This window comes from Nocardiopsis sp. YSL2, from assembly GCF_030555055.1.
Lineage (GTDB): Bacteria > Actinomycetota > Actinomycetes > Streptosporangiales > Streptosporangiaceae > Nocardiopsis.
The window spans coordinates 4,791,826-4,807,538 of sequence record NZ_JAMOAO010000001.1 but is presented as its reverse complement, the minus strand read 5'-3'; the positions used below and the strand labels follow the sequence as shown (position 1 = coordinate 4,807,538).

12 protein-coding genes are annotated in these 15,713 nt (G+C 71.2%); 3 read left to right on the top strand and 9 right to left on the bottom strand.

The genetic code is table 11. The annotated features are described in order from the left end of the window. Nucleotides 1-3: 3 nt before the first annotated feature. The 4 genes from M1P99_RS21115 to uvrB all read right to left on the bottom strand — a co-directional run bounded on the left by M1P99_RS21115 (nucleotide 4) and on the right by uvrB (nucleotide 5,089). A complete protein-coding gene (locus M1P99_RS21115) occupies nucleotides 4-927 on the bottom strand; it encodes a hydroxymethylglutaryl-CoA lyase (protein WP_304454316.1) in 924 nt (307 codons plus the stop codon). Between the two features lie 91 nt (nucleotides 928-1,018). Then, the gene (locus M1P99_RS21110; RefSeq protein WP_304454315.1) at nucleotides 1,019-2,014 is read right to left on the bottom strand and encodes a GNAT family N-acetyltransferase; all 996 of its coding nucleotides are present in this window, start codon (nucleotides 2,012-2,014) and stop codon (nucleotides 1,019-1,021) included. Between the two features lie 354 nt (nucleotides 2,015-2,368). After that, nucleotides 2,369-2,812, bottom strand: a complete 444-nt coding sequence (locus M1P99_RS21105; protein ID WP_304454314.1) for a DUF3060 domain-containing protein — start codon at nucleotides 2,810-2,812, stop codon at nucleotides 2,369-2,371. A gap of 180 nt (nucleotides 2,813-2,992) precedes the next feature. Then, entirely contained in the window at nucleotides 2,993-5,089 is a 2,097-nt protein-coding gene (gene uvrB / locus M1P99_RS21100) for an excinuclease ABC subunit UvrB (protein WP_304454313.1), read from the bottom strand. Between the two features lie 234 nt (nucleotides 5,090-5,323). Between uvrB and M1P99_RS21095 the strand changes: the two genes are divergently transcribed. Then, a complete protein-coding gene (locus tag M1P99_RS21095; RefSeq protein WP_304454312.1) occupies nucleotides 5,324-6,439 on the top strand; it encodes a hypothetical protein in 1,116 nt (371 codons plus the stop codon). Nucleotides 6,440-6,540: 101 nt separating this feature from the next. Here M1P99_RS21095 and coaE read toward each other — a convergent pair whose 3' ends face one another. From coaE to polA, 5 genes are all read right to left on the bottom strand, one after another. Then, nucleotides 6,541-7,143 (bottom strand): dephospho-CoA kinase, encoded by a 603-nt coding sequence (coaE, locus tag M1P99_RS21090; RefSeq protein WP_304454311.1) that lies wholly within the window; start codon nucleotides 7,141-7,143, stop codon nucleotides 6,541-6,543. A gap of 92 nt (nucleotides 7,144-7,235) precedes the next feature. Further along, complete coding sequence (locus tag M1P99_RS21085) at nucleotides 7,236-7,760, bottom strand: GNAT family N-acetyltransferase (RefSeq protein WP_304454310.1); 525 nt, start codon at nucleotides 7,758-7,760, stop codon at nucleotides 7,236-7,238. A gap of 188 nt (nucleotides 7,761-7,948) precedes the next feature. Next, nucleotides 7,949-9,442, bottom strand: coding sequence for a 30S ribosomal protein S1 (rpsA, locus tag M1P99_RS21080; RefSeq protein ID WP_053618673.1), 1,494 nt, complete (start codon nucleotides 9,440-9,442; stop codon nucleotides 7,949-7,951). A gap of 435 nt (nucleotides 9,443-9,877) precedes the next feature. Next, on the bottom strand, nucleotides 9,878-10,276 hold the full coding sequence (gene arfB, locus M1P99_RS21075) for an alternative ribosome rescue aminoacyl-tRNA hydrolase ArfB (protein WP_304454309.1): 399 nt from the start codon (nucleotides 10,274-10,276) through the stop codon (nucleotides 9,878-9,880). Nucleotides 10,277-10,516: 240 nt separating this feature from the next. Then, nucleotides 10,517-13,312, bottom strand: coding sequence for a DNA polymerase I (gene polA, locus M1P99_RS21070; RefSeq protein WP_304454308.1), 2,796 nt, complete (start codon nucleotides 13,310-13,312; stop codon nucleotides 10,517-10,519). Nucleotides 13,313-13,428: 116 nt separating this feature from the next. Between polA and M1P99_RS21065 the strand changes: the two genes are divergently transcribed. Then, complete coding sequence (locus tag M1P99_RS21065; protein WP_304454307.1) at nucleotides 13,429-13,854, top strand: PaaI family thioesterase; 426 nt, start codon at nucleotides 13,429-13,431, stop codon at nucleotides 13,852-13,854. Nucleotides 13,855-14,228: 374 nt separating this feature from the next. Further along, on the top strand, nucleotides 14,229-15,479 hold the full coding sequence (locus M1P99_RS21060; protein ID WP_304454306.1) for an ABC transporter substrate-binding protein: 1,251 nt from the start codon (nucleotides 14,229-14,231) through the stop codon (nucleotides 15,477-15,479). Nucleotides 15,480-15,713: the final 234 nt, after the last annotated feature.

Below are 15,713 nucleotides of genomic sequence, written 5' to 3'. Positions count from 1 at the left end.
GGGTCAGCCCGGGAAGCCGCCCGCCCGCCCCAGGTAGGCGGGAGGCCGCTTGTCCAGGCGCTCCCCCATCCACTCACCCAGGGCGACCGCCTCCGACAGGCTCACACCCGTGTGCAGCCCGCTGCGGTGCAGCATGTACAGCAGGTCCTCCGTGGCGATGTTGCCGGTCGCCGCGGGAGCGAACGGGCAGCCGCCGAACCCGCCGAGGCTGGAATCGAGCACCCGCACGCCCGCGTCCACCGCGGCCATGGCGTTCGCGTAACCGGTGTTGCGGGTGTTGTGGAAGTGACAACGCAGCGCACGGCCGCCGACCACGGTGCCCACGGCACGCAGGAGCTCGGAGACCTCACGGGGCACACCCACCCCGATCGTGTCGGCCAGGGCGATCTCCACCGCCGAGGTGGACGTGATCCGGTTGACGACCTCCACCACCCGCCCGGCGGGGACCTCCCCGTCGAAGGGGCACCCGAACGCGGTCGAGACGGTCACGCTGAGCGGGATCCCCGTCCCCTGGAGCTCGGCGTCGATGTCGGTCAGGGCGTCGAGCATCTCGTCGACGGTGCACCCCTGGTTGCGCGTACAGAACCCGTCCGTGGCGGGCACCGCCACGTTGACCTCGGAGACCCCGGCGGCCACAGCGCGCTCCAGACCGCGCCGGTTGAGCACCAGGCCGATGTGCGAGACCCCGGGCTCCCGCCTGACGCCCGCCATGATCTCCTCGGCGCCCGCCATCTGCGGAACGCGCTTGGGGTTGACGAAGCTGACCGCTTCGATCCGGCGGACCCCGGCCGCCACCGCGGCGTCGATCAACCGGATCCGGTCGTCGACCGACAGCACCGCGGACTCGTTCTGCAGGCCGTCGCGCGGCCCCACCTCAACGATCTCCACGTGGTCCGCGCCCTCGGGCCCATGGTCGTTCGCACTCATCGCCTCGCCTCTCCACGCCTCGTCGCGTCCTGCGCACAGGCTAGCCACGTCCGTCGGCGCGCCTTCGCGAGGGGAGGCGTCCGGCGCGCCGTCAGCGCAGGGCGAGAGCGGGACGGACCTCCCAGGTGGTCCACACCGGCCGGTAGCCCATCCGGTGCCAGAAGGGGCCCGACAGCGGGTTCATCGCCGCGTAGTTGAGCACCGAGGCACCCACGCCGTGGCTGTCCAGCGCCTGGTGGGCCTGCCCCACCAGCGCGGTGCCGATGCCGTTGCCGCGTTCCTCGGCGATCACGACCCCGTAGCCGATGTGCGCGATCGGGCGTGCGTTGACCAGGGACTTGGCCCAGCGGGAGCGTTCGGGCGGAGAGACCCACAGCAGCCCCACGGCGCGCCCGCGCCGCTCGGCCAGCCAGATCCAGGACCGGGACCGCTCCAGCGCGCGGGCCGCGACCTTGCGCGTCTGCTCGGCCGTGTCGGGTTGGAGGAACACCCCGCCGAAGTGCTGCTCGTAGCGGTGCTCCTCCATCAGCAGCGCCACGACCTGGGTCAGGTCGCTGCGATCGGCGAGCCGCAGGGTCACGTCGCGCGGCGGCAGCGAGGGGGGCACGCCGCGGCGGCGCTGGCGGGCCGCGAGCACGGTGTAGGGCTGCAGGCCGTGCCGCTGGAGCGGAATGATCCCGCACACGTCGCGGGCGGGCCAGCTGACCAGGGCGGCCGACTCCGAGCCGGTGCCGGTCGGCAGGTCCTCCAGCTGGTCGCGCCAGCTGGTGAGCAGGGAGTCCAGGGCACGGCTGGGGTCGGGGCCGCCGACGAGGGGGGTGAGCCAGTGCTGGTCGGGCACGCCCCAGATCCGCCCGACCTCGCCGGGCTGGTACCAGGTGTAGTGCATGGTGCCCGCGGCGACCGCGCGCCCCTCCTCGTCGCTGACGGTCAGGAGGGGGTAGGAGTCACGCGCGATGTTGACGGGCGCGGGAAGCAGGGGATCGGCTTGCGCCCAGCGCAGAGCGGCCGACCGCACCAACGGGTCCAGGCCGACGTCGCCCCCGGGCGACTCATCATGTCGCACCCGCGCGACATATCCGCTCATCCACCCCTCCCCTGGCGGGTCCTCACCTCACGCGCTCGTTCGCCCGGCCGCCACCGGGGCGTCGCGTTCGGGGCCCGTCGCCGTCGCGACGACGCGTCCGGGCCGGACCACCGCATGCGGAACGGATCGACCGTACCGCCTCCGCAGGGGCCGGGCGCGCGAAATCGTCACTGAACACCAAGAATTCACTCAGCGTAGGCGTACTTGTCCGTACCGTGTCAACTCACCCGTAAGTGGGAAAGCAGACGCGCACCACCGTAGCTGATCGAAGGTCACTCTCAGATGGAGGGTCGGGCAATAGACCGACACGGTTCGCCCGCGCCACAGGGGATAACGGACCGAACGCCGCTCGGTTCACCCGTCGGCGGAGCCGCCCTCGACGACCGTGGTGTTGCGCCCATGGTTGATGACCTCGGGGTCACCCGAGGCGAAGGCCACCTCGTTGTCCACTCCGACCAGCACGATCTTGTCCGCCGAGCCCACGTTGACCGTGGTCCCGCGGCCGGTCGCCTTGACCAGGCCGCACGCGCCGTCCAGGACGACGTGGGCGTCGTCGGCGGTCACCACGACCTCGCGGTTCCCGCAGTCCTCGCGCACCTCGGCGCCGTTGTCCACGATGACCAGCTCGTCCTCGTCGTCGACGGCCTGCTCGACCCGCTCCTCGCCGCGGTCGCCGACGCTGGGCCCGTGGGCGGCCCCCTCGGCCCCCGCGGGGCCGCCGAACGCCAGGCCACAGCCGGTGAGCAGGGAACCGAGCACGACGATCCCGCCCGTGGCCGCCAGAAGTCGAACCCTCATGCGTTCCCCCACCACCGAACACCGGCAAAAACGACATACACCCTGAACTGCCGCAAGCGTATGTCACGCGGAGGTAACTGCGCGACCCGATCGAGCCTGAAATGTGCTCTGTACGTGATGAAAAGTCGCAGGTCATGGAAGCCCCGTAGGACCGGAACCCCGACCCCACAGGGCTCGCGGTCACTTCACCCCGGCGGCGTCCATCCCGCGGAGTTCACGCTTCAACTCACCGATCTCGTCCCGCAACCGGGCCGCCAGCTCGAACTGCAGGTCGGCCGCGGCCTGGTGCATCTGCGCGCTCAACTGGTCGATGAGACCCGCCAGCTCGGCCCGCGGCATGGCCGTGACGTCCGTGCGCTCGCCCAGCGCCGGCACCGGGGCGCGCTCACCCTTGGCCCCCGCCTGCCGGTACCCGGTGGCCATGAGCTGCTCGGTGTCCACGTCCTCCCGGTTGAGCGAGTCCAGGATATCGGCGATCTGCTTGCGCAGCGGCGTCGGATCGATCCCGTGCTCGGTGTTGTAGGCGATCTGCTTGTCCCGGCGGCGGTTGGTCTCGTCGATCGCGGCCCGCATGGAGTCGGTGACGTTGTCCGCGTACATGTGCACCTGGCCGGCCACGTTACGGGCCGCGCGGCCGATCGTCTGGATCAGCGAGGTCTCCGAACGCAGGAAGCCCTCCTTGTCCGCGTCCAGGATCGCCACCAGCGACACCTCGGGCAGGTCCAGGCCCTCACGCAGCAGGTTGATGCCCACCAGGACGTCGTACTCGCCCACCCGCAGCTCGCGCAGCAGCTCCACCCGGCGCAGCGTGTCCACCTCGCTGTGCAGGTAGCGCACCCGGATGCCCATCTCCGCGAAGTAGTCCGTGAGGTCCTCGGCCATCTTCTTGGTCAGCGTGGTCACCAGCACCCGCTCCCGGCGCTCGGCCCGCTCCCGGATCTCGTGCACCAGGTCGTCGATCTGCCCGTCGGTGGGCTTGACCAGCACCTCGGGGTCGATCAGACCGGTCGGGCGGATCACCTGCTCCACGACGTCGCCACCGCTCTGCCGCAGCTCGTAGCGGCCCGGCGTCGCCGACAGGTACACCGTCTGCCCGATCCGCTCGGTGAACTCCTCCCACCGCAGCGGCCGGTTGTCCATCGCCGAGGGCAGCCGGAACCCGTGGTCGACCAGCGTGCGCTTGCGCGCCGCGTCGCCCTCGTACATCGCCCCGATCTGCGGGACCGTCACGTGCGACTCGTCCAGCACCAGCAGGAAGTCCTCGGGGAAGTAGTCCAGCAGCGTGTTGGGCGGACTGCCCGGCTCCCGGCCGTCGAAGTGCCGCGAGTAGTTCTCGATGCCCGAGCACGACCCGAGCTGGCGCATCATCTCCAGGTCGTGGGTGGTGCGCATCCGCAGGCGCTGGGCCTCCAGCAGCTTGCCCTGGCCCTCCAGCTCCGCCAGCCGCTCGCCCAGCTCGGCCTCGATGGAGGCCACCGCCCGCTCCGTGCGCTCCTCACCGGCCACGTAGTGCGAGGCGGGGAAGATGAACATCTCCTGGCTCTCGCCCAGCACCTCGCCGGTCAACGGGTGCAGGGTCAGCAGCCGCTCGACCTCGTCACCGAACATCTCGATGCGGATCGCCAGTTCCTCGTAGACCGGGATGATCTCGATGGTGTCGCCCCGCACCCGGAAGGTACCGCGGGTGAAGGCCACGTCGTTGCGCGAGTACTGCATCTCCACCAGCCGCCGCAGCAGGTCGTCGCGGTCCACCTCCATGCCCACCGAAAGCTGCGCCATCCGGTCCACGTACTCCTGCGGCGTGCCCAGACCGTAGATGCACGACACCGACGCCACCACGATCGTGTCCCGCCGCGTCAGCAGCGAGTTGGTCGCCGAGTGCCGCAGGCGCTCCACCTCGTCGTTGATCGACGAGTCCTTCTCGATGTAGGTGTCGCTCTGCGGCACGTAGGCCTCGGGCTGGTAGTAGTCGTAGTACGACACGAAGTACTCGACCGCGTTGTTCGGCAGCATCTGCCGCAACTCGTTGGCGAACTGGGCGGCCAGCGTCTTGTTGGGCTGCATCACCAGCGTGGGCCGCTGCAGCCGCTCCACCGTCCACGCCACCGACGCCGTCTTGCCCGTACCGGTGGCACCCAGCAGGACCGTGTGCCGGTCCCCCGCCCGCACCCGCCGGGTGATCTCGGCGATCGCGCCCGGCTGGTCCCCCGCCGGAGTCATGTCGGAGACGACCTCGAAGGGTGCCTCACTGCGCTTGATGTCGCTGACCGGTCGCACGTCGTCGCCCTCTTCTCGCATCGAACGGTGGGCCGCCCGCGCCCACGTGTCCCTCTCCCCCAACGCTACAGACCGCCGCCGACATCCCCGAGGGGCCCGCGACCCCGGGTCCGCGGCGACGGGCCCGCACCAATCCGGCGAACCGGCCAACGAGGGCCCGAACGCCCCTGACCGGGCGGGGCCCGCGCGGTTACCATCGAAGCAGCGCCGAGCGCCCCGAATGAGGTGTCCCTCGTGTCCCACCCCTCCAGACCGACATTCTCACCGGACCTGCCGCCAGGGACCGCCAGGCGCCTGCGCGGCCACGCCGACCAGCTCATCCCCGCCGCCAAGGGCCCGCCCCGCCGACGGGCCTGGCGCCGCGCCGCCGCGGCCACCGCCGCGGGATGCGCCGGCGCGTCCCTCCTCGCCCTCCTGTGGCCGCCCGCGGGACTGCTCCTCGGCGTCCTGCTGTGCCTGGTGACCACGGCCTTCCTCCTGGGCCTGGTCTCCCGCAGCGGCTCGTTCACCGACGACTGGGGCGACCTGGTCATGCACGGCACCTGGGCGCTGCCGGCCTCCATCGGCGGCGTCGTCGGCCTCACCCTGGCCCTGGACCAGGCCCTGGGCCCCCTCCAGGCACTCGTCCCCGGCGACCCCGCCCTGGCCGCCCTGTACCTGCTCGTCGGCGCGGGCGGCGCCGGCGCGATCATGCGCCCGGGCATGATCCCCCGCCTGGCGGCCGAGCACTACGACCAGTACGTCCTGCCCGAGGACTTCGGCCGCCCCCACAGCTACGTCACCCGCCAGGAGGAGCCCGAGGCACACCTGTTCGCCCAGCTGCAGCAGGCCACCGACCGCGTCGAGGAGGGCATCCGGATCCTCGGGGACTCCTTCGACCCCGGACACACCCTGCCCCTGCTACGGCAGGAGGAGTGGACCCTGTCCCAGGAACTGCTACGGCTGCGCACCCTGCGCCGGGAACTGGCCCAGCGCCGGCGCGAGGCGGTCTCGACCCAGGTCACCAAGGCCCTGGCACCCCAGGAGGAGGCGGTCGCCCGCGCCCACGACGCGCTCTGCGACCGCGTGGGCGTCCTGGTCGGCTACGGCGAGCGCGTCCACGAGGCGGTCACCGCCCACCGGGAGTGGGAGCAGTGCCAGGCCATCGCCGACCGTGCCGCCGACTACGCCGACCTCGCCCTGACCTCCACCCGCGACCCCGTACCCGCCGAGGACCTCGACGACAGCCTGCTCAGCGTCCGGGCCGCCCGCACCGTCCGCGAGGAACTGGTGCGCAAGGCCATCGACGCGGGCGCGTCCCTGAGCCAGGCCCTGCACCACCGGGGGCACCCGGACGGCGGCCCCGTCTGACCGGCCGCCCCCGGCCGCGCCGGCGCGCCACCAGGGTGCCCCCGAGGGCGCCAGGGCCCCACTGGGGCGACGCACGCCACGCCGGGGCGCTCCCACCGGCCTCAGGCGGCCCGGGCCAGCAGCGCCCGCCACAGCTCCGCGACACGCGCCCGCAGTTCCTCGCGCGTTCCGGAGTTGTCCACCACCAGGTCCGCCGCGGCCAGCCGCGCGTCCCGGTCGGCCTGGTTGCGGATCCGTGCCCACACCTGCTCGCGCGGCATCCCGCGATCGGCCGCCACGCGCTCCACCCTGGTCTCGTCGGGCGCGTCGACCACGACCACCACGTCGTAGAGCGCCCCCAGGTCGTTCTCGACCAGCAGCGGCACGTCGTAGACCACCACCGGGGCCCCGGACTCCAGCGCCCGCTCCATCAGCTCCGCGCTGCGCTCGCCCACCAGCGGGTGCACGATCGCGTTGAGCCGGGCCAGCCGCTCCTGGTCGGCGAAGACGATCTCGCCCAGACGGGCGCGGTCCAACCGCCCGTCCGGGGCCAGGACCTCCTCACCGAACTCCGCGACGACCGCGGCCAGCCCGGGGGTGCCCGGCTCGACGACCTCGCGGGCGATGGCGTCGGCGTCCACGATCACGGCACCGTGCTCGGCCAGTGCGGCCGACACCGCGCTCTTGCCGGAGCCGATTCCTCCGGTCAGTCCCACCTTCAGCATGGACACGACCCTAGACGGCCGCCCCCGGCCACCCCACGCCGCCCCGGGCCGGGCGGCGCCGGGCCGGTCGGCGCCAGGTCGGCCCGGGCCCCTCAGGAGTGAGCGGTACCCGCCACGGCCCCGGGACCGCCGGCCACCGCTCCGTCCAGCTCCTTGCGCATGTGCACCATCACCAGGTGGTCGGCCAGGCGCTCGCGGTGCGTCTCTGCGTAGCCCTGCGCACGGTACAGGCGCTGGTTGTCGGCGCTCTGCGCCCCCGTGAACAGGGTCAGCGCGGTCAGGTCCGGGCGCCGCCGCCGCAACTCCTCCTCCAGGCGCACCAGCAGAGTACGGGCGATACCGCGCCGGCGCTGGTCCGGGGCGACCGCCAGACGGCCGACCACACCCGTGGTCCCGGTGACCGACGCCCGCCCCACACCCACGATGCGGTGGCCGACCACGGCCTTGAGCAGCAGGGCGTCCTCCTGCGCGAGGAGCTTCTCGACCCTCGACAGGTTCTCGGTCAGCGGCAGGATGAACGGGTCGCCGTAGGCCTGCGCCTCGTCGACGAACGCGGCCCGCTGCAGGGTGAGGATCTCCCCCGCGTCGGCGGGAACGGCCTGGTGGATGTCGAACACGTCGCCTCCTCGCGCACCCCTCCCTGGGGCACACCACGACCCTAGGGCGTGTGCGGTGGAGGCCGCCCGCGACGGGCGGCACCGGCGCCACACGCTCCGCGGAACCGGGCCCGGACACGGCGAAGGGCCGCCCCCGACCGGGGACGGCCCTTCGCGGCGATCATCGGATCCTCACGGACCCGTCATGCTCAGGCCTCGCCGCCCGCGAGCTTCTCGCGGAGGGCTGCCAGGGCCTCGTCGGAGGCCAGGGCGCCACTGGAAGCGGTCTCGGTACTCGGCGTGCCAGCGCTCTGGCCACCACCCGTGTACTCCTCTTCCTCCTCCGGAGCCGGGGCGTTCGCAGCGTCGGCCTCGGCCGCACGGGCCTCCTCGACCTGCTTGCGGTGCGCCTCGAAGCGGGCCTGCGCCTCGGCGTAGCTGCGCTCCCACTCGTCCCGCTGAGCCTCGAAGCCCTCGAGCCACTCGCCGCTCTCGGGGTCGAAGCCCTCCGGGTACTTGTAGTTGCCCTGCTCGTCGTAGTCGGCCGCCATGCCGTACAGCGTGGGGTCGAAGTCCACCTGGTCGGGCGAGACGCTCTCGTTGGCCTGCTTCAGCGAGAGGCTGATCCGACGGCGGTCGAGGTCGATGTCGATGATCTTGACGAAGATCTCGGTACCGACCTGGACGACCTGCTCGGGCACCTCGACGTGGCGCTCGGCCAGCTCGGAGATGTGGACCAGGCCCTCGATGCCCTCCTCGACGCGAACGAACGCACCGAAGGGAACGAGCTTGGTGACCTTACCCGGGACGACCTGACCGATCTGGTGGGTCCGGGCGAACTGCTGCCACGGGTCCTCCTGGGTCGCCTTCAGCGACAGGGAGACGCGCTCGCGCTCCATGTCCACGTCCAGGACCTCGACCGTGACCTCCTGGCCGACCTCGACGACCTCGCTCGGGTGGTCGATGTGCTTCCAGGACAGCTCCGACACGTGCACCAGGCCGTCGACGCCACCCAGGTCCACGAAGGCACCGAAGTTGACGATCGAGGACACGACGCCCTTGCGGATCTGGCCCTTCTGCAGGGTGTTGAGGAAGGTCTGGCGGACCTCGGACTGGGTCTGCTCCAGCCAGGCGCGACGGGACAGGACCACGTTGTTGCGGTTCTTGTCCAGCTCGATGATCTTCGCCTCGAGCTCGCGGCCGACGTAGGGCTGCAGGTCGCGGACACGGCGCATCTCGACCAGGGAGGCGGGCAGGAAGCCGCGCAGACCGATGTCGAGGATGAGACCGCCCTTGACGACCTCGATGACCGTGCCGGTGACGACACCGTCCTCTTCCTTGATCTTCTCGATCGTGCCCCAGGCGCGCTCGTACTGCGCGCGCTTCTTGGACAGGATCAGTCGACCTTCCTTGTCCTCCTTCTGGAGAACGAGGGCTTCGACCTGATCGCCGACTGCAACGACCTCACCGGGGTCGACGTCGTGCTTGATCGACAGTTCCCGAGAGGGGATCACACCCTCGGTCTTGTAGCCGATGTCGAGCAAGACCTCGTCTCGATCGACCTTCACGATGGTGCCCTCGACAATGTCACCGTCGTTGAAGTACTTGATGGTCTCGTCGATCGCCGCGAGGAAGGCTTCCTCGGACCCGATGTCGTTGACCGCTACCTGGGGTGTCGAGGTGGCCTCGGTGCTGCTCGTCATTTGTGGGTGGACTCCGGATACGGACAGGTTCAGGAAATGGGCACGTCTAGGGTTCGAGCCCGTCGATCCGTCGTCCAGAAGAGAGAAGCAGGGCCACGGAGGGACGAACCGCCCATGACCACCAGCCGCCGGGTCCAGAGTGTTGACCGAAGCGGTGCGACCTCACCATCACCCAAGGAGACGGCAGACGCCCGCACGAACCCACAACGCTGCCGCCAGAATATGAGACAAGGGCGTCCTGGTCAATCGGAACCCAGGACCGCCAACCCGGCGTAGGCCTCAATGGCGGCAATTTACCCGAGCATGGCGGTCGAGATCAACCGCGCACACGCCCACGTCCGCACCGGTCCGCGCCCACGTCCCGGCACCGCGGGACGGGTGCCGGAAAAGTATCGGAAAAAGTCGGAGCCGACCAGCCCCCGGGCACTGGACGACTCACTCCATCGGCGGCCGCGAGCGCGCCCGCTTGATCTCCCCGCGGCGGCGCTTGGCGTCCAGCCGGCGCCGCTTGGCACCGCGACTCGGCCGTGTGGCACGGCGTTCCCGCGCCGGCGGCGCCATCGCCTCGGCCAACAGGGCCGCCATCCGTTCCCTGGCCTCGACCCGGTTGCGCACCTGCGACCGGTGGGTCTGCACCGACACCGTCAGCACCCCGTCCACCAGCCGCCCGGACAGCCGCTCCAGGGCCCGCGCGCGCCGGGTGGACCCCAGCGCGGCGCAGGCCGCCACGTCCAACGACAGCGACACCCGGGTGTCGGAGGTGTTGACGTGCTGACCGCCCGGACCCGAGGAACGAGAGAAGCGCCACACCAGGGCGTCCGCGGGAACGGTCACCGAACCGATCGTCAGGCCGCCCTTCGCTTTCTGCGACCTCGCAGGCTCGCTACGCGTGCTCGGGGCGCGCGGTACAGGGTTCTTCGCCGTCGACTCGCCTTGCTCGTCCCTCGCTGCGGCCACGTCTCCTCCTACAGAGCCCTGTGCGCCCCTCGCCGACCCCCAGCGGTCCCGCAGGCACACCGACCTGCGTCCACCCCCAGGGGTCGCCCTCCTGAAACTCCCGGCACGCCCCGTGGCTCAGTGCGCGGCGTCGTGCCAGTTCTGGCCCCGCCCGACCGACACGCCCAGCGGGACACGCAGATCATAGGCCGTGCCCATCTCGTGCGCCACGAGATTCTCGACCGCCTCGCGCTCACCGGGGGCGACCTCCACGATGAGCTCGTCGTGGACCTGCAACAGGACCCGCGACACGTACCCGCCCTCGGTCAGAGCCGCGTCCACCTGCAGCATCGCCACCTTGATGATGTCGGCCGCCGACCCCTGGATCGGGGCGTTGAGCGCCATGCGCTCCGCCATGTCCCTGCGCTGGCGGTTGTCGCTGGTCAGATCCGGCAGATAGCGGCGCCGGCCCATGATCGTCTCGGTGTAGCCCACCTTGCGCGCCTCGTCCACGACCGAACGCAGGTAGTCGCGCACCCCGCCGAACTCCGCGAAGTAGTCCTCCATGAGCTTCTTGGCCTCGTCGGGCGCGATCCCCAGCTGCTGCGACAGCCCGTAGGCGCTCAGCCCGTACGCCAGCCCGTAGCTCATGGCCTTGATCTTCGAGCGCGCCTCGCCGTCCACGGCCTCCACGTCGAGGCCGAACACCCGCGCCGCCATCTGCGCGTGGAAGTCGTACCCGCTGTTGAACGCCTCGATCAGCGCCGGCTCCTGCGACAGGTGCGCCATGATCCGCAGCTCGATCTGGCTGTAGTCGGCCGTCAGCAGCTCCTCGAACCCCTCGCCGACCACGAACGCCCGCCGGATCCGCCGACCCACGTCCGTGCGCACCGGGATGTTCTGCAGGTTCGGGTCCGTGGAGCTGAGCCGCCCCGTCGCCGCCACCGTCTGGTTGTAGGTCGTGTGGATGCGGCCGTCGTCGCCGACGGTCTTGATCAGGCCCTCCACCGTCGTGCGCAGCTTGGTCTGGTCCCGGTGCCGCAACAGCTGCTTGGGCAGCTCGTGACCGGTCTCCTGCTCCAGCCACGCCAGCGCGTCGGCGTCCGTGGTGTACCCGGTCTTGATCTTCTTCGTCTTGGGCAGCCCCAGCTCCTCGAACAGCACCTGCTGCAGCTGCTTGGGCGAGCCCAGGTTGAACTCGCGGCCCACCACCCGGTGCGCCTCCTCCACCGCCCGGCGGGCCGCCGCGGCGAACTCGCCCTGCAGCTCCTCCAGATAGGCGCGGTCGGCGGCGACGCCCACACGCTCCATCTTCGCCAGCACGTCCACCAGCGGCAGCTCCACACCGTGCAGCAGGTGCGTCCCGCCCCGCTTGTCCAGCTCCGCCGAGAGCACACCCGCCAGGTCGCGGGTGGCCGCCGCCCGCACCGCCAGCTCGTGCGCCCGCCCCGAGGGCTCCTCCTCCGATCCCAGGTCCAGCGTCATCTGGGCACCGTCGCCGCCCTCCTGGAGCTCGCGCCCCAGGTACTTGCGGGCCAGGTCGACCAGATCGAACCGGCGCTGCCCCGGCTGGACCAGGTACGCGGCCAGCGCGGTGTCGCTGACCACCCCGCGCAGGGCCCACCCGTGCTCGCCCAGGGCCAGCAGCGCGCCCTTGTACTCGTGCACCGACTTGGGCCGCTCCGCGTCGCCCAGGAACGCCGCCAGCGCCTCGGTGTCGGCCGCGTCCATCGCCGTGGGGTCGGCGTACACCGCCGCGCCGCCGGGCACACAGACCGCGAGCCCGTCCACGCGCCCGGTCCCCTGCCCCCACACGCCCTCGACCGCCAGGCCCGCGGGGGCGGCCGCCGTCACACCCTCGGCCGAGGCGTGGCGCACCAGCCACGCCGCCAGCTCGCCGGTCCCGGCCACGGTGAGGTCGATCTCGAAGCCGTCCTCGGCGCCCGACGCGGCCGCGTCGGCCTCCTCCCCGCCCGTGCGCAGCACCGCGTAGAGGCGCTCACGCAGGTTGGAGGCGAACTCCAGGTTGTCGAACAGGGCGTCGATCCCCGCACGGTCGGCCTCGCCGATGACCAGGTCGGCGGCGCCCACTCCCAACTCGACGTCGGTGGCCAGCTCGTTCAGCCGCTGGTTGCGCAGCACGTCGTCCAGGTGGTCGCGCAGGTTCTGGCCGGCCTTGCCCTTGATCTCGTCGGCGTGCGCGACCAGTTCGTCCAGCGACCCGTACTTGTCGATCCACTTGGCCGCCGTCTTGGGCCCCACCCCCGGCACGCCCGGCAGGTTGTCGGCCTTCTCCCCCACCAGAGCCGCCAGGTCCCGGTAGCGCCGCGGACTCACCCCGTACTTCTCCCGCACCGCCTCCGGCGTCATCCGCCGCAGGTCCGACAGGCTCTTGCCCGGGTACAGGACCGTGCACGCCTCCGTCACCAACTGGAAGGCGTCGCGGTCACCGGAGGCGATCAGCACCTCCATGCCCGCCTCCCCGCCCATGCGCGCCAACGTCGCGATGACGTCGTCGGCCTCGAACCCCGGCGCCGACAGGTTGGCCACACCGACCAGCCGCATCAGGTCCTGGGTCAGCGGCACCTGGGAGGGGAACTCCTGCGGCGTGTCCGAACGGCCGTCCTTGTACTCCGCGTACTCCTCGTGCCGGAACGTGGGCCCCGACAGGTCCCACGCCACCGCCACATGCGTGGGCTCCTCATCACGCAGCAGCTTCACCAGCATCGACGCGAAACCGTAGACGGCGTTCGTCGACTGTCCGGTGCTCGTGCCGAACTTCTCCACCGGAAGCGCGAAGAACGCGCGGAAGGCCATCGAGTGGCCGTCCAGGAGAAGCAGGCGGGGGCGCTTCCCACCGCCGGAAGAGGCCGCACTGTCGGCCCCGGCACTGGCCTGGGATGTCTGGTCGGGGGTCTCTCGCTTGGTCACCACACACCGAATCCTAGGATGCGAAGCAGACACTCCGCGGACATCCGCGCGAGAACACCGCCCGCGCCGCCGCCGGCACACCGCCGCACCCGGGCACACCACCCACAGGAAGGGTTCCCATGACCACAGGATCCGAGACGCAGCCGCTCCTCGACACGGGCGCCCTCACCGGAGGACTCGGACAGCGGATGGGGATCGAGATCTCCGAGGCCTCCGCCGAGCGCGTCGTGGGCCGCATGCCCGTGGAGGGCAACACCCAGCCCTTCGGACTCCTGCACGGAGGCGCCTCCTGCGTGCTCGCCGAATCCCTGGGCTCGGTCGGCGCCACCCTGCACGCCCAGCAGTTCGACCGCGTCGCCGTCGGCATCGAGATCAACGCCACCCACCACCGCTCCGCCACCGACGGCCACGTCACCGGAGTCGCCGTCCCCGTCCACCAGGGCCGCACCCTGTCCACATGGGACATCACCATCAGCGACGACCAGGGCCGCAAGGTCTGCACCTCCCGGCTCACCTGCATGCTCCGCGCACTGCCCCAGGGCTGACGCCCACCGCCCGCGCGACCACCCGCCCGCGGACCCGGCCGACACCGCGCCCCACCTCCCGACTCGCCTTGACGGCCGGGCTCGACCATGCCCGCACATCGCGACAGTTCGCAATGCTCCGTGTGCACCCCGTTCCCGTCTGTCCAGGGCGAACACCGCGCATCGCCGAGATGACTACAGAGCCATAACAGCATGACGGCGAGTCGGCACCAACGCCGCGTCGATGCTTCCGAGCTCGGAGGATCCGTGATTAAGCTCCGCTAACGCTCCTGATTAAGTCATGCCACACAACTCGGGCATCAGGACGCAGGAAGACCACGGCCCCTGAGCGACGGCACCACGTGCGTCGCCGGTTGAACGGAGTGACCACCATCATGGCAAGCAAGAAGGTCCTAGGCCTCACTGCCGCCACCGCGGCCCTGGTACTCGGACTCACCGCGTGTGGCAACGGCGGCGGAGAAGAAGGCGGCGGCGGCGACGGAGGCGGCGAGGAGTTCACCTACGGAATCCTCTACCCCCAGTCCGGTAACCTCGCCTTCCTCGGCCCGCCCCAGATCACCGCGGCCGAGTACGCGATCTCCCAGATCAACGAGGCGGGCGGCATCCTCGGCACCGAGGTCCCCGCGATCGTCGAGGGCGACGAGGCCGGCGACAACGCCCAGGCCAACCAGGCCGCGAACAACCTCGTCGCCGACGAGGTCAACGCCGTCATCGGCGCCGCCGCCTCCGGCATGACCCAGGCGACCTACGACACCATCACCGGCGCCAACATCGTCCAGTGCTCCGGGTCCAACACCTCGGCCGCCCTGAGCGACATCGACGACAACGGCTACTACTTCCGTACGGCGCCCAGCGACAGCCTCTCCGCCGTCGTCATGGCCCGCAAGATCGTCGAGGCCGGCCACCAGAGCGTCGCCCTCGTGGCCCGAGGCGACGACTACGGGGCGGGCTACGCCGAGAACCTGCAGGCCGAGCTCGAGGGCCTGGGCGCCGAGATCGTGGCCAACGAGACCTACGACCCCGAGGCCACCACCTTCGACTCCGTCGTCAGCGGAGTCACCAACGAGGAGCCCGACGCCGTCGCCCTCATCGCCTTCGAGGAAGGCGCCCAGGTCATCGCCCAGATGCTGGAGGGCGACATCCAGGGCGACCAGCTCTTCATCACCGACGGCCTCAACGACCCGGAGCTCGGCGCCACGGTCAACGAGAGCGACCCCGACGCCATCAACGGCGTCACCGGTGTCGCCCCGTCCGCCGACAACCCCGAGTTCTCCGAAGGGCTCGCCGAGTTCAACCCGGAGCTGGAGGTCTTCCAGTTCGCCCCGCAGGTCTACGACTGCGTGACCAGCATCGCCCTGGCCGCCGAGGCCGCCGACAGCGTCGACCCCGCCGAGTACGTGGCCGAACTGCCCAACATCAGCCGCCCCGAGGGCACCGAGTGCAGCAGCTTCGCCGAGTGCCGTGACCTGCTCGCCGACGGCGAGGAGATCAACTACCAGGGCGTCAGCGGCAACATCGACTTCGATGACAACGGCGACCCGACCGCCGCCACCTTCGAGATCTTCGCCTTCGGAGACGACGGCCACGAGATCCTCGCCTACGAGGAGCACTCGCTGAACGACTAGCGACTCCACCGACCGCCGGGCGGCACACGCCACCCGACCGGACACCCAGAGCGCCCCGGGACACCGTCCCGGGGCGCTCTTCTCGTGAGCGGCGCCTCAGCCCCAGCCGGAACGACCACTCGGACCGCCCCCGCCCACGATCCGCCCGACGTCCCACACGTGGTGACGGCCGTCATGGGCGTCGTCGCGCACCACGTCCTCCACCCGCGGCACCCCCGCCCGGCATGGCGCACC

Excerpts from the sequence above, each read along its gene's own strand:
- M1P99_RS21065 (WP_304454307.1), top strand. The coding sequence starts at position 13,429 with ATGACCACAGGATCCGAGACGCAGCCGCTCCTCGACACGGGCGCCCTC.
- rpsA (WP_053618673.1), bottom strand. The coding sequence starts at position 9,442 with ATGACGAGCAGCACCGAGGCCACCTCGACACCCCAGGTAGCGGTCAAC.
- M1P99_RS21060 (WP_304454306.1), top strand. The coding sequence starts at position 14,229 with ATGGCAAGCAAGAAGGTCCTAGGCCTCACTGCCGCCACCGCGGCCCTG.
- M1P99_RS21110 (WP_304454315.1), bottom strand. The coding sequence starts at position 2,014 with ATGAGCGGATATGTCGCGCGGGTGCGACATGATGAGTCGCCCGGGGGC.
- coaE (WP_304454311.1), bottom strand. The coding sequence starts at position 7,143 with ATGCTGAAGGTGGGACTGACCGGAGGAATCGGCTCCGGCAAGAGCGCG.
- M1P99_RS21105 (WP_304454314.1), bottom strand. The coding sequence starts at position 2,812 with ATGAGGGTTCGACTTCTGGCGGCCACGGGCGGGATCGTCGTGCTCGGT.
- M1P99_RS21115 (WP_304454316.1), bottom strand. The coding sequence starts at position 927 with ATGAGTGCGAACGACCATGGGCCCGAGGGCGCGGACCACGTGGAGATC.